Source organism: Streptacidiphilus albus JL83, from assembly GCF_000744705.1.
In the GTDB taxonomy this organism is placed as follows: Bacteria; Actinomycetota; Actinomycetes; order Streptomycetales; family Streptomycetaceae; genus Streptacidiphilus; species Streptacidiphilus albus.
In genome coordinates, this window is the sequence record NZ_JQML01000001.1 from 7,441,861 (window position 1) to 7,455,585 (window position 13,725).

11 protein-coding genes are annotated in these 13,725 nt (G+C 69.3%); 4 read left to right on the forward strand and 7 right to left on the reverse strand.

Annotated features, from left to right (window positions below; translation table 11 throughout):
* Positions 1 to 43: 43 nt before the first annotated feature.
* From BS75_RS32555 to BS75_RS50880, 3 genes are all read right to left on the reverse strand, one after another.
* Positions 44 to 1,018, reverse strand: a complete 975-nt coding sequence (locus tag BS75_RS32555; RefSeq protein WP_042439979.1) for a hypothetical protein — start codon at positions 1,016 to 1,018, stop codon at positions 44 to 46.
* Entirely contained in the window at positions 1,018 to 1,566 is a 549-nt protein-coding gene (locus BS75_RS32560; RefSeq protein ID WP_152646167.1) for a hypothetical protein, read from the reverse strand. The genes BS75_RS32555 and BS75_RS32560 overlap by 1 nt, the downstream gene beginning before the upstream one ends.
* A 391-nt stretch (positions 1,567 to 1,957) precedes the next feature.
* Positions 1,958 to 4,117, reverse strand: coding sequence for a toll/interleukin-1 receptor domain-containing protein (locus BS75_RS50880; RefSeq protein WP_034090799.1), 2,160 nt, complete (start codon positions 4,115 to 4,117; stop codon positions 1,958 to 1,960).
* 114 nt (positions 4,118 to 4,231) lie between these two features.
* Between BS75_RS50880 and BS75_RS32570 the strand changes: the two genes are divergently transcribed.
* A complete protein-coding gene (locus BS75_RS32570; protein WP_052069944.1) occupies positions 4,232 to 4,798 on the forward strand; it encodes a hypothetical protein in 567 nt (188 codons plus the stop codon).
* 522 nt (positions 4,799 to 5,320) lie between these two features.
* Here the strand turns inward: BS75_RS32570 and BS75_RS43605 are convergent.
* Positions 5,321 to 5,764: a hypothetical protein gene (locus BS75_RS43605; RefSeq protein ID WP_052069945.1), complete on the reverse strand. Its 444-nt coding sequence runs from the start codon at positions 5,762 to 5,764 to the stop codon at positions 5,321 to 5,323.
* A 39-nt stretch (positions 5,765 to 5,803) separates the two neighbouring features.
* Here BS75_RS43605 and BS75_RS32580 point away from each other — a divergent pair, with 39 nt between their 5' ends.
* Positions 5,804 to 6,139, forward strand: coding sequence for a helix-turn-helix domain-containing protein (locus BS75_RS32580; RefSeq protein ID WP_034090800.1), 336 nt, complete (start codon positions 5,804 to 5,806; stop codon positions 6,137 to 6,139).
* Positions 6,140 to 6,278: 139 nt separating this feature from the next.
* On the opposite strand, the gene BS75_RS32585 is transcribed toward BS75_RS32580, so the two are convergent.
* From BS75_RS32585 to BS75_RS49600, 3 genes are all read right to left on the reverse strand, one after another.
* Positions 6,279 to 6,977, reverse strand: coding sequence for a hypothetical protein (locus BS75_RS32585; RefSeq protein WP_152646169.1), 699 nt, complete (start codon positions 6,975 to 6,977; stop codon positions 6,279 to 6,281).
* A gap of 1,494 nt (positions 6,978 to 8,471) precedes the next feature.
* Positions 8,472 to 9,680 carry an FG-GAP-like repeat-containing protein gene (locus BS75_RS32590; protein ID WP_034090802.1) on the reverse strand — a complete coding sequence of 403 codons (1,209 nt, stop codon included), beginning with the start codon at positions 9,678 to 9,680 and terminating at the stop codon, positions 8,472 to 8,474.
* Positions 9,681 to 9,991: 311 nt separating this feature from the next.
* Positions 9,992 to 10,639: a hypothetical protein gene (locus BS75_RS49600; RefSeq protein ID WP_197091978.1), complete on the reverse strand. Its 648-nt coding sequence runs from the start codon at positions 10,637 to 10,639 to the stop codon at positions 9,992 to 9,994.
* Position 10,640: 1 nt separating this feature from the next.
* On the opposite strand from BS75_RS49600, the gene BS75_RS32595 reads away from it, so the two are divergent.
* Positions 10,641 to 12,233 (forward strand): transposase, encoded by a 1,593-nt coding sequence (locus tag BS75_RS32595; protein WP_231607956.1) that lies wholly within the window; start codon positions 10,641 to 10,643, stop codon positions 12,231 to 12,233.
* 106 nt (positions 12,234 to 12,339) lie between these two features.
* Complete coding sequence (locus BS75_RS45100) at positions 12,340 to 12,990, forward strand: TetR/AcrR family transcriptional regulator (protein ID WP_052069951.1); 651 nt, start codon at positions 12,340 to 12,342, stop codon at positions 12,988 to 12,990.
* Positions 12,991 to 13,725 lie beyond the last annotated feature (735 nt).

The following is a 13,725-nucleotide window of genomic DNA, read 5'->3' on the forward strand; positions in this document are numbered from 1 at the left end:
TCCGGAGTAACGGCGGCGGGGGACTGTTGCGGGGCGTGGCTGGTCACGGGCGGCCGCCCGCGAGCGCGACGCGCTGCGTCAATCGGGAACCTGCGGGCAGTCCCGCGGGCAGCTCGACCAGGCCGGTCCGGGCGCTGGCCCGCAGGACGGGCACGCCGCGGGTCGGCGGGGGAGTGGTGTCGTCGGCGCCGTTCCTGCCGCCGGGCCGCAGCCGCATGCAGGTGGTGCCCGGTACGGTGTAGGTCTCGGCGACGAAGGTGCTGTTGTTGACGCTGGAGGGACCGTCGACGAAGACGTTCCGCACCCCGAGCCCGTTGCCGGCGAAGATGCCCCCGGCGATCCGCTGCATGGCGGCGCTGGCCCCGAACATGAGCGCGTCGCCGGGCAGCACGGTGACCTGGTAGCTGGTGGACTCCGTCTGCTGGGTCGACCAGGTCTTGTTGTAGGCCAGCTTGAACGCCCCCTGGAACGCGGCGCTCAGTGACGCCGTACCGGTCAGCGTGCCGCTGCCATTGACCCCGCCCTTCGCGTTGACCTCCGCGCTGGGGCCCTTCGACTGGTCCGGGGTCTTGAAGTTCCCGCCCGCCTCGCCGGTCACCCCGGCTGTCACGGCCGCGCTTCCGGTCAGCTGGCCGTTGACCGTGATCTGGCCCGTGATCTCGCCGCCGAGGTTGTCGGAGCTGCTGACCTGCAGGTCGACCTGCCGGGTGAGCGTGATCGGGTTGCTGGTGCAGTTGACCACCGCATTGCCCAAGGACTTGACGGCGGTGAGGTACTCGCTCGACGCGGACCGGTCGATCGCGAAGCGGCAGGCGCCCGCATGTCCGGCACAGTAGTCGGTCACCACCTGGGCCGAGGACAGCGGCTTACCGCCCTCGTAGGCCTGGGCGATCGGCACGGCAGGGGCGTCGCCGGTGACTGCGGGGTCGGCGGTCGCGGTGGCAGCCGGGCCGCAGAGCGCGACCGACGCGGCAGCGGCGAGGGCGAGGAGCCGGCGGTTCAGAGTCGTCGGGGTCATCAGTGCATCAGCTCGCAGACACGGGTCGGCTCGTCGGGGGCATCGGAGGGGGCCAGCCCGGGGGGCAGCTGAGCAGCGAAGTCCCCGCAGGCGCCACCGACTGCCGCTTGGGCGTTGCCGGAAGGAGCCGGGTGCTCGGCGTCGAGCTGCTGCTGGGCCTTGGCCATGCCGTCCTTCTGCTCCTTGCCGTCCCCGGCGAGGTCATCCATGCACTGCTTCGAGGTGGGCGGGCACTTGGCGGCCTGGTCCTTGGCAGCGGCGATGTCCTCCTTGGACTGCGCCTCGTCCTTGGTCACCTGCTCCTTGCCCGCGTCGACGTCATCGCGGTCCTTGGAGGAAGCGGGACACGGCTGCGCCCCGCCTCCCGGACACGGCGACTCGCTCGGCGACGCCGAGGCGGTGGCGGCCACGGCGGGTGCCGCGTTGCGGGTGTGGACCGCGCTCACCGCGACGGCCTGGGGGACGGTGAGCACTACGCCGATGGCCCCGGAGAGGGCGCAGGCGGCTACGAGCACGGCAGCTCCGGGCGTGACACGGATACGTGACATGCGAAACAAGGGTCCTCTCTATGCGAATCAAAGAGCTTGCTTCTCACGTATCGGTCATATTTGGATCAGATTATGCAGATCATCACAAGATTCACGCCGATGGCGAGGCGAGGCCAGGTGGGATTGGGGCGAGGTTGCGCCTGCCGATAAACCCATCCGTGCAGGTCAGGCTGTTTGTAGGTACTCATGAAGGGTGCCGCCGAGTCGGTCGTGTCGGCGTATGTCGAGGCGTGTCGGTTGGCTTGGTTCGGTGATGGGTGCGGGGAGGGCGCGTAGCGGCGCTGCCTGGTCCATGGCCAGGTGGGACCGGTGGGCGTTGTGGTGGGTTTCGAATTGGGTGTGGCTCGAGCCACACCCATGCGGGTTGCTCCGGGAGGGCGATATTGGGGTGTCAGCCCTGCTTGAGCGCGGGGGTGCCCAGGTCGGCGCCGGAGATGGCTGCGAGTCGGGTGACGACGGCACCCATTGGAGCGCTGAGTCCGGTCAGGGCGTCGCGGAGTCCCTGTGCCTGTTCCCAGTCCTGCTCGTGGCGGAGCGGGGGGACACTTTCCGGGCGGGCGGCCTCGTGGGCGGTGAGTGCGGGGTGCCAGCGGCTGAGGAAGGGCCGGAGGGTCTGGTTGAGGAGTTCGTCGGCCAGTGCGTGAACGCTGGGAGTCTCCTCCGAGCGGGAGGGCGCTGCGAGCCCGATGTTGTACTGGCGCAGGGTGGACCGGGTGAAGGCGAACAGGCTGTGGAGTGAGGCCAGGGCCTCGCGCAGGCTCCCGGTGCCGGGTTCGAGCTGCTGGATACCGATGCGCAGGACGAGCTCGGTCTGCAGGTCGAACGCGGCCATGCGTTCCAGATCGCTGTGGGCGGCCCGGTGCTGGTCCGGCATCTGCAGCTCCCTTCGGGGACCGGTGGCGCGGGGACGCGGCGCTGAGACCCTGTCCAGGGTAGCGGCCCGGTCCCCGCGAAGGGCGCGGATGGCACCAAGGCGCAGCGCCTGCGCACGGGCGGGGTCCGGGTCGTGCCGTTGGAGGGCGTGTGCGGTCACGGCGGGCACCCGGTAGAGCACGTGCGGGCCGTACGCGGGCACGGGCTCGACCAGGTGCAGAGTGCGCAGCAGCGCGATGCCGGCCTTCGTGCGCCTCATGGCGATGGCAACCGAGCCGGGTTCGGCCGAGGCGATGGCGTCGGCGACCAGGGCGCTGTCGAACTCGTCGGGTGAAAGCGCGCTGCCGATACGCAGCACGTCCAGGGCCGGCGGCCCGGCCAGCAGGGCGTCGCAGGTCAGAGCGGCGGTGACCTGGAGAGGCCAGTCGGTGGGGGTGGAGTGGTCGGACGCCGCGGTGTCCAGCACCGAGGAAGCGGGCGTGTGGAAGGCCGCCAGCAGGTCGCCGAAGGAGTGGTGCTGGGCGGCGGAGCCGAGCAGGTCCAGCGCCAGCGGGTGGCCGCCCAGGTCGTGGGCCAGTTGCCCGGCGGCGTGCTGCTCGGCGCTGCCCTCCGGTTCGTGGCGCGTCGTCAGCAGGCTGTAGGAGGCGTCCCGGGGCAAGGGCAGGACCTCGAGCGGGGCGGCGAGGGCGCTGTAGCGCAGGGTCCTGGTGGTGATCAGGGTACGGCCGCCCGGATGCGGCGCGCACAGGCCGTTGACCTGGCGGCTGTCCAGATCGCCGGGCAGGCCGTCCACCACCCACAGGAACGGCTCGCGCAGCCGTCCCAGGGCTTCGCCCACCGCGCCGGACAACGCGGAGAGCTGTGCGCCGCTGTCCATGCGCAGTCCCAGCTCCTCGGCGACGGCCCGCAACTGGTCGGCGAACAGGCCCAGGACGGCACCGGCCGACCCGTCGCCCCGGTCCTGTCCGGTGGCACCACGGCGTCCGTCGAGTGAGAACCAGTACACGCCGGCCGGGAACGCCCCGGCGAACCGCAGCGCGTACTCCTGGGCCAGGAGCGTCTTTCCGATCCCCGCCGGACCGCGGAGCTGCGCCGCCACGGGCGCTGTGCGATCGGCGACCAGGGGCGCCGCGTGGCTGTTCAGGGCGCTGTGGATGTGCCACAGCTCTGCTGTGCGGCCGGTGAAGGACGCGGCGGGCAGTGGGCGTGGGCCCGGGGACCAGGTGGTCGCCCCGCTGGCGGACAGCAGCGGCAGGCTGTCGGACAGGGCGGCGACGTACGCCTCCACCTCGGCCGCGAACGCCCTGAACTGGGCCGGGGACGACGGCAGTGGCCAGTGGCGCGAGTCCCGCAGCTCGATGGGGTGGATGTGACCACTCCCGCGCTCGGGGTTGACGATCAGCACCCGGCGCCGCGGGTCGCCCTCGTGCCAGCCCGCCAGGTAGGCGGTCGTCAACTCCCATTGACAGGCCGGGCGGTGGGGATAGCCGGCCGAGTAGTACGCCAGGAGCACTTTGGAGCGCGCCATCTCCCTGCGGATGGTCGAGCTGATCGGCCCGAAGCCCGGAATGGCGGCGTGGTCCACGAACACCCGTAGCCCCGCCGCTTCGAGAGCGGCGACCAGCGGCTCGACGCGTCCGAGATCGGCACGGCTGTAACTGAGGAACACGTCCCACATCTCGCGCTCTCCCGCGCTCGCGCCTTCTCCTGGAATACTGCAGGACGTTCCGCACAACACACCGCTGCACGGTGGGGCTGCTCTACCATACTCTGGGGTCACTGAAGGGGGATCATGCGCCGCGCCAGGACAGCGAAACCCAAACAGTTCACCGTCAAACTCGCAGTACCGCTCTTCGGCGAGGTCAGCGGCGTATGGGAGCCCGTGGACGCGGAGCGCCGCGCGGCCTGGGAGCTGTACGTCGAGCTCGCCACGCGGATATCCGTGGTCGACCTCGCTCCCGATGAGGGGCTGCTGCGCGAGGCGCTGAGCTCCCTGTACAGCCTCTTCGGCATCACGCGCGGCATACTGCGCAGCTACGGGCCGGACGTGGCACCCCGTCGGGGACCGGGTTACGTCAGCTTCGGCATCCTCGCGGTGACCGTCCTCAACGGTGCCCTGCGCCCGCTCCTGGCGACCTGGCACCCACGGCTCGTGGCCTACGAGGCGACCAGGCGCGAGGGGGCAGACCCGGTCGCACACGAGCGACAGTGGGCGCAGGCCGCGTCGCTGAGGAGTGAACTCGATGCCGTGCGTCGCTCGCTCACCCAGCTGGCGAACGCCCTTGCAGAAGTCGCTGGAGCAGGTGACCTGATGCCGCACGCCACGGTCACTGAACCTCAAAACACCGGGGGGGGGTGACCGGATGACGATTGTCGCGGCGAGCGGCCATGCCGCGAGGCGGTGCCCGAATCAGGTAGGCGCGGCCGATTATCCGATGTTCGGGCAGGTCGACCGTGTGAGAGGTGCGCACGGCCGACGGGACAGGCACCGAACCATGGGCAGGCCGCCGTCCAAGCCACAGTTGGTGGTTTCACGCCTTGTCTGACTCCTGGCCCGCGGAGGAGTCCGCGCCCGCTCGTCTGGTGCGTACTCTGCGTGCGCCTACTACCATCCGTCGGAACATGGCTTTGGGGGCGGCCGCCGAGGACCAGGACGGAGCCTGAGCCGCAGCCGTGGTCATCGGAGCGCTCACCGCAACTACACCTGGCAGCGCACCAGTCGACCTCGTAGGTGTCATGAACCCCGTCCATGCTGGTCAGGCCGCGTATTGGTACTCGTGCAGGGTGCCGCCGAGTCGATCTCTTCGTCGGACGTTCAGCTGGTCCAATTGGACCACTTCGGTGATCGGTTGGGGGAGCGCGCGTAGTGGTGCGGCGGAGTTCAGGGCGCGGTGGGGTCGGTGGTTGTTGAAGAACTGCTCGTACTCGCGGAGTGGTGCAGGAGATGCGCGTGGTTCCAGATCAAGGATCGGTCCAGAAGTTCGGTCCGGCAGGAGCTGATCCACCGTTCCATGATCGAGTTCATGCGTGGCATCCGGACCCCGGTTTTCATTGTCTCGATGCCCTCGTCGGCGAGGAGGGCATCGAGGGTGGCGGGATAGCGGGCGTCGCGGTCCCGGGTCAGGTACTTCACGCGTACGTCGGCGTCTTGGAGGTCCATGGCGAGGTTGCGTCCGACTTGGGTCACCCACTGCGCCGTGGGGTGGGCGGTGACGCCGAGGAGGCGGATGCGCCGTGAGGCGTGTTCGATCGCGGCCAGGACCGTGAGACGGGCCCCGGTCAGGGCGAAGAAGGAGTGCGAGGCCTCGCACCGGCCGGCGCACATGGTGTTCAGTCGAGAGGAACGAGAGGAAGGGCAGCAGTGATGGAGCACAGCCGCTGGAAGCTGGCGCGCGAGCGCAGGTTTACCGAGGGCTACACCGAGTCGCCCGAGGTCGAGCAGGGGCGCCAGGAGCACCGCCTGGCCATGGAACTGGCCAAGGTCGTCTACGACCGCCGCATCGAACTGGGATTGTCGCAGTCCGAGCTGGCCGCCCGTGCCGGGCTGACCCAGGGCAAGATCTCCCGGATCGAAGGCTCCGACGCCGTCCCCACCCTGCCGCTGCTCGCCAAGCTGACCAAGGGCCTGAACGCCTCCCTGAACATCGCCATCGACGTCGACGACGCGAGGGTCACGCTCTCCGCACACAAGGCCGCGTGACCTGTGGGGTTCAATGACCCTGCTGGTGCGTTGAGCTGGGGATGTGCTGTGGCGTCGTACTCGTCGAGCAGTCCGCCAGGGTCCCCGAAGCCGGTTGAAGAGGCCCCGGTGGCTGGCCGCCGGGGCCTCGGCGTTCGGTCTACACGCAGGTGCGGGCACCCTTGACGTGGTTCGAGGTCAGCTTCTGCCCGGTCCAGAAGTAGTCGGGCGCGCCCGAGCCGGGGAAGTATCCGAAGCTCAGGCTGGACTGCCCCGCCTGTGCGTTGAACCCGGCGCCCAGGGTGATTCGGGCGGTGACCGTCCGGTCGTAGCCGGGGCCGGTCGCCCAGTGGAGGAGGTCCACGGACTCCTGGTTCAGTCCGGCGGCCTCCAGGCCGACCCGGTGCCACCGGTGGGTCGTCGGGTCCAGGACGTCGACCTCGGCGTCGCAGGCCTTGGGGCCGTTCATGGTGCCGTACTTCTGCCCCTGCCAAATGAAGAAGCCGGCGTTGGGGATGTTCCAGTCGGCGTGGTTGGCTGTGGCGATGTGGATCTGGAAGAGCCGGGTCTTCCCGTCTGCCGGGATGTTGGTCGGCAGGCCGGTGATGGTGGTGGTCAGCCCCTCGGGCGCGACCCCGGACGACGCCTGGGCGGTGCGAGCGCCGCCCCAGAGCACGTTCGCCGTGGGAGTCAGAATCGCCTCGAAGGAGGAGTCGAAGGGGTCGGTCTCCGCGCTGGTCGCCACCTGGCGGGCCCGCACCTGGAAGGTCCGGACGCTGTGCGCCGAGAGATCGAGCGTGCCGCCCTTGAGGAAGTCGAAGTAGCCGGCGAACAAACGGAGTGCCGGGTTGGTGCTCATCTCCGTCCACTGGACCGGTACGGAAGTCCACGCGCCGGTGGTTCCGGAGCGGATCTGGAACTGGAACTGGCGTGGGTCATCGCCTCCCGACACGGCGAACTGAAGGCGGTCCGTAGTGTCCTTGACTGCGCTCGGGTTCTTGGCCTGGATCGTCCATGTGCCCCAGGCGCCGTCGACCTGCAGTCCCCTCGGGCCCGTGATTCCGATCGCGACGGCGGCTTGCTGAGGAGTTGCGGCCATGGCCGCTCCCGTGGTTCCGAGGACGAGCGTCGCGGCCAGCGCAGCGGCCGTGCAAACGCGGGAGATATTCATGGATCCTCACGATCTGTCATAATTTCCCCCCGAACGACAGAGTGTCTGTTCGGAACGATGCCAAAGTAGCGTGTAGGCAAACGGGGCTGAGCACAGGGCTGCGGGGTTTTGCCCTTGACCGCGGACTCGGGTGTCATTCGGCGAGAGGCAGCGTAGTTGATCGATGTTCGTAGCTGATCGATATCTGCAGGCCAAGGGCAGATTGTCAGTTCGACGTCTTTGGCCGCGCTGCCGCGGCCCAGTAGCACCAGCCGGGACGCTATCTGGCAGAACAGGTGGAGCACCAGGCGAGGGGACACGACCGATCACCATCCCGCAACGGTCGTCGCTGCGGTTCGAATGGTCGCATGTGAACGGCACGGCGATGTTGTTGAACCCCACTCGCTGGTGGCCACGGTCCCCGCCTTCGCCGCCGCCCGCGTCGCCAGTCCCGTGGTGGCACTGTTCGACAACGACACGGCCGCCTCTGACGCCCTGTAGCCGATGGACCGCCCCGCACTGCCCGGAAGCATCAAGGTCCTGCAGCTTCCGCCCCCCCAAGTAGCATTGCGCTACCCGCCGCTTGGGCCATGCGGAGATCGGTGACTACGGCCCTACCTGGCCGGATGATTTGTCGGCACCCGCACAGTCCGGGTTTGTACGCCGTACTGACGGACTCGGGGGCCTCGATCGCCTCGGACACCTGCGGGCCGTGGAGGCCCAACTGGTTGATCCCGACCTAGAGCCCGCACCGTCCGCAGGGCTGACGTAGTGTGCTCCTGCGCTCGACCCACTTCCCCGGGGGAACACAGAGGAAGCCTGCACGCGCGTCACTTGCCGTCGCCACTGCGGTGGTCCTAGCCGTCACCGCTGCCGCGTCCCCGGCCGCGTACGCGACCGGGGCGGTCACCCCCGCAGTGCCGCTGGCGCTCGCCCACTTCTCACACCTGGTCGTGGAGTGTGGAGCACCGGTGGGCCGGCGAGCAGTATTCCGTGCAGGCGGACTGGAGCGTGGGATCACCAGTGGACCCACACGGTCGCGGCCGGCGCCGGCGGCCTCGGTGGTGTCGTGCGCGGACTGCCCGGCATCCCCACTCGTTGGACCAACCGCGGCCGCCCCTGCCCTCGACTTCGGTCCCCTGATCCGGCACGCGGAACTCGAAGCCGGGGGGCTCACCCCGGGCCGGGAACCGGCCTCTGGCTTCAGAAGATGCCGTTGAGGCCCCACCAGTCCATATTGATGACCTGCCAGGCGGCGTAGCCACCGCTGCCGTTGCCCGGCATCAGGTAGCCGACGCCGAGGTTGCCGCTGGGGTCCTCTCCCGACAGGCCCACCAGGTCCGGCTTGCCGTCGCCGGTGGCGTCACCGAGGGCGACGAAGGAGGTGAAACGGTTCCAGTTGGCTGTGCTGATCAGGCGGGATGATGCGAGGCCGCCGCGGCCGTTGCCGTAGAAGGCCCGCAGGTGGCCGTTGGAGGCGCGGGCGATCAGGTCGGGGTGGCCGTCGCCATTGAGGTCGCCGGCGCCGACGATCGCCGTGAACTGGTTGAAGCCGCGGCCGATGAGCGTGCGCGGCCCGAAAGTACCGTTGCCGCGCCCGGGGATCAGGTACAGCGAGCCGTTCGCGGTGCGGCCTACCAGGTCGTCCTTGCCGTTGCCGGTGAAGTCGCCGACTCCGGTGAGGGCGGTGTACTGGTTCCAGCCGCCGCTGATCCAGTGTCCCGCGCCGACGGTGCCGTTGCCGAGACCGGGATGCAGAAACAGATTGCCGCCGTCGGTCCGAGCCAGGACGTCCTCGCGGCCGTCGCCGTTGAGGTCGCCGTGGCGGATGATGAGGTTCATGCCGTTCCAGCCGGAGCCCAGATAGCGGGCGCTGCCGTTGGTCCCGGAGACGGACCACAGCCGACCGGCGTCGTCGCGGGCGACCAGGTCCGCAGTCCCGTCGTTGTTCAGGTCGCCGAAACCCATCGGCTTGGGGGACTTGACCGCATACCACGCGGGCCACGCTGTGGTGTAGCGCTCCCGGTCGGTGGCGACCATCTTGATGGACTTGATGGCACGGTCCAGGCTGGAGTCGTAACCAGTGGCTCCCTGTCCGGCCTCGTCGTCGAAGTAGATGCCGCCGCCGTAGAAGGAGTAGTCGGCCTTCGAGTACAGGCAGGCGTCCTCACTGCTCCGGTTCCAGTACGAGCGGATACGGTCCGACCAGGCGCCGAGGGTCGGTTCGCTGCTCTTGGTCTTGTAGAGCTGCCCGGTGCCCTCGGTACCGCTCCAGCCGCATACGTAGCCTCGCGGACAGGCATTGAAGCCGGTTGCGGCCGAGGCCCCGGTCATGGGCAACAGTGAGAACGCTGCCGCCAGCAACGTCGTGGCGATCGCGGCCGCACTCCTTCGCCGGTTGCGCTGGCTCATGTACTCCGCCTTGTGTGTTCCATGTGTCTCTGCTGGCCGGCGGATCCTACTCGGGTGCGTACTTGGGCCGATGGACGAGGGCGAGCGCCACAGGGTGTCGAGAACCACATCCGTACAGGCCGGTGCGCTGTGCTGCGCTTCACGCGGCGTGGCTTTGGTGTTCGAATGAACGCGTTCGGCATGGCGTCCGTCAGAGCCTGAGCGTGTTCAATTCAGCGATCGAGCAGCGTACAGCTGGGACTGCTCAGCTCTGGTGCTTCGGGGAAGCCCGTGGTCGCGGAGCTCCCCGTCGGCGGCACCGGTCGCCGGGCCTACCCGAGCACGCGGTCGACCGCGTGCAGTGCGTCGCCGGGGTTGCGAACCAAGATGATCTTAGCGGTCGGCGCGTGGGTGTGAATGATATTGAGGATCCGGTTGAACCAGAGGGCTGTCAGTTCGGTCGGCGGAAGCTCAGGGTCCTGTCCGTTGATGAAGCTGCCGATCACCACGCCGTCGTACTCGGTGTCGCCCAGTTCCTGGATCAGCCGGGTGTCACCGGCCTCGTCGTCGGTGATGACTATGACCGTGGCAGCCAGGCCGGCTCCCCGCAGGCGTGCCTGAACCTTCTCGCCTATCTCCGGGTGCTTGCCGAAGCCCAGAATCCGCCACGGCTTGAGAGCGTCCGATGACTCTGCTGCGCAATTCGCTGCATGAGCATGATGGTTGAGGGGATGATCGCTTCTGCGGCCACTGTCCTGTCGTGGGGTCGCAGGGGGTGGTGCGATGTCGTTGCAGGTTAGGGGCTTGCCGGAGATTCCGGCGGATACGGTCCGGGTGGCACGGTCGGCGTTTCCGCAGGGGTCGCTGGCGATGAGCGTGCGGGACAGGCTTGGTGAGGTCTTCGCGGACGAGCCGTTCGCGGGTGCGTTCGGGGTCCGGGGTGCCCCGGGGCTGTCGCCGGCCTTGTTGTCGCTGGTCACGGTGTTGCAGTTCGCCGAGGACCTGACGGATCGGCAGGCGGCGGCGATGGCGGTTCGCGCGATCGACTGGAAGTACGCGATGGGGATGGAGCTGGGCGCGACCGGCTTCGATGACAGTGTGCTGGCCCGGTTCCGGGCGCGGCTGGTCGAGCACGGGATGGAGCGTGTGGTCTTCGACCGGCTGCTGGACTGGTGCCGCGGGCAGGGCCTGGTCGGGGCCGGGGGCAAGCAGCGCACGGACTCCACGCACGTGATCAGCGCGGTGCGTGACCTGAACCGCCTCGAGCTGGCTGGGGAATCGGTGCGCGCGGCGCTGGAAGCGCTGGCGGTGGTCGCTCCGGCCTGGCTGGCCCAGGCAGTGAACGTGCCCGAGCTCGCGCTGCGCTACGGCGAGCGGGTGAACGGTTGGAAGATACCTTCCTCCCAGGTCAAGCGGGAACGGCTGGCCACGGTGTTCGGGCAGGACGCCGTCGCCCTGCTGCGGGCGGTGTGGGCACCGACAGCCCCTCCGGTGCTGCGGACCCTGGAGCCCGTTGCGCTGCTGCGGCGGATCACGGTGCAAACGTACCTGGTTGCCACCGACACCCGGGGACGGGAGGTGATCCGCAAGCGGGAGGCCGACAGTGACGGCGTCCCGCCCGGCCATACGCGCCTCGCCTCTCCGTACGACCCGGACGCGCGCTGGGCGGCGAAAGGCGAGGACCTGTTCTGGTGCGGATACAAGATCCATCTGACAGAGAGCTGCGATGCTCCTCCCGAAGCCGAAGCCGAAGCCGAAGCCGAAGCCGAAGCCGAAGCCGAAGCCGAAGCCGAAGCCGAAGCCGAAGCCGAAGCCGGTGGTGAGCCGTCGCCCGGGCGTCTGCCGGTGCGGCTGATCACGGATGTGTACACCACCGACGCGACCGTGCCGGACGTGAACGCCACCGCGCCGGTCCAGGAGAACCTGGCGACGCGGGGCCTGGCACCGGGCGAGCACTACCTTGACGCCGGATACCCTTCCGCCGCGCTGGTCCGGGCCGCCTCCGAGCAGGGCATCACCATGGTCACCCCGCTCCGGCCCGACACCTCGCCCCAGGCCAGGGCCGACACCGGCTACGCCAAGGACGCCTTCCGCATCGACTGGAAGGCCCGCCAGGTCCGCTGCCCCGAAGGCAGGACAAGCAGCGGCTGGTACCCGGTCCGGCAGCACGGCCACGACGCGATCGTCGTCGACTTCGCCCGCAGCGACTGCCGGCCCTGCCCCGCACGCGAGCAGTGCACCGCCTCGCGACGCGGCACCCGCATGCTCACGCTCCAGCCCCGCGAGCTCCACCAGGCACTGACCGCCGCCCGCACCGAGCAGAAGACCGATACCTGGCAAGCCAAGTACGCCCTGCGCGCCGGGATCGAGGGCACCATCAACCAGGCCCTGGACGTCACCGGAATCCGCCGGGCCCGTTACCGCGGCCTGCCCAAGGTCCGTCTCCAGCACGCCTTCTCCGCCGCCGCACTCAACGTCATCCGCCTCGACGCCCACTGGAGCACCGAAGGAACCCCACCTGCACTGTCACGCGCCAGCAGACTCACCCACCTCAGCTACCGACTCACCGCATAACCGAATAGCGCAGCAGAGTCTCCGATGTCGACAAAGCGGGTCTCCTGCTCCTAGAATTGGGTTAACCATGAGGACAATGAACTGACTTGGAGTCTAGTTAAATCACATGGCAAGCGTCAAGAAGACTCAGCGCACGTATCGCTCGCCCCTGCGCGAGGAGGCCGCCCGCCGTACCCGCGAGGCCGTGGTGGACGCCGCCGGGGAGGTGTTCGTGGACGCCGGCTACGCAGGCGCCACGATCGAGCAGATCGCGGCCCGCGCCGGTGTTTCCCGTCAGACCGTCTTCGGGGTCGGCGGCAAGGCGCAGCTGTTCGCGTTCGCCCGTCGGCGGGCGGCCGAGGGCGGTTCCGTCAGCGCGAACAACGAAGGATTCCGTCGGATCCTGGCGATCCCTGACGCGCAGCGGTTGCTTGGGGAGTTCTCCGCCTTCACCGCTGCCATCTCGCAGCGGCTCGGGCCGCTGCAGCGTGTGCTCGAGCAGGCCGCGGGGAGCGACCCCGAGCTGGCGCAACTGCTGGAGGCGGCCCAGGAAGAGCTGCTGGAGTGTGCCCGCGGCGTCATTGCGGCGGCGGCCGTGGAGGGTTCGCTGCGGCGCGACGTCCACCCCGGGGTTGCCGCCGACATGCTGTGGCTGCAGATCCAGCCGGCCAACTACCGGCTTCTCGTGGAGGAGCGTGGCTGGAGCCACCGCGCGTTCGAGCAGTGGCATGCCGCAGCCATGATCGCCGCCTTGTTGGAACCCGGTGAAGCCGGATAGCCAGCCCCGGCCCATCGGGCGTCTTCGGGGCGTCCCGACGGGGCGGGATCCCGACATGGACAGCAGGGTGTGGGCGGCCCGGTGCGGCAGCGACACGCTCCTCAGGCCGGGATCCCGGGCGGCGGCGGTCATGTTCCGGCGATTGCCCAGGATGTGAGGACGGCCTGGATTTCTTCGGGTTATGGCTGGTAGGGGTGTGGGGTGCGGAATCTGTGGGCGATGATGACACGGCGGAGTCCGGCGGCCATGACGCATCCTCGCCATCGACCCGGACGGGCTCCCTCGATGGCCGAGGGCGGGGTCTCACCGCTCGATTACTCATCGTGCCGAGGGACCCCAAAAAGACCACCCCCCCCGGCCCCGGCCGAAGGTGACCTCCGACCCTGCTGTCCCCAGGACGGGCGGGCCGGGTCCGTCACCGGGGAGGCCGGCGATGGTGGCGTTGACGCCCGCGGTTGTCGCCAGTTGCGCCGACAGCGCCAACGCAGCCCCGCGCCTGGCCCCGAGCGGCATCTCCGCCCAGCAGGAGGCGCACCCTCGGCGCCGCTCCCCCAAGCCCTCCACCGGGACGGGTGATGGCGCTCTTCATCAAGCGCCATCAGTCGCGCGAGCGCTCACCGATGCGAACCGCGTCCTGGACCCGGACGACGTGTCCGAAGAGCGTGGGATCCGACGACAGGTCGTCGAGGCGCCGGGTGATCACACGTTCGACGCGGCGTGCAGCGCTGGATCAGG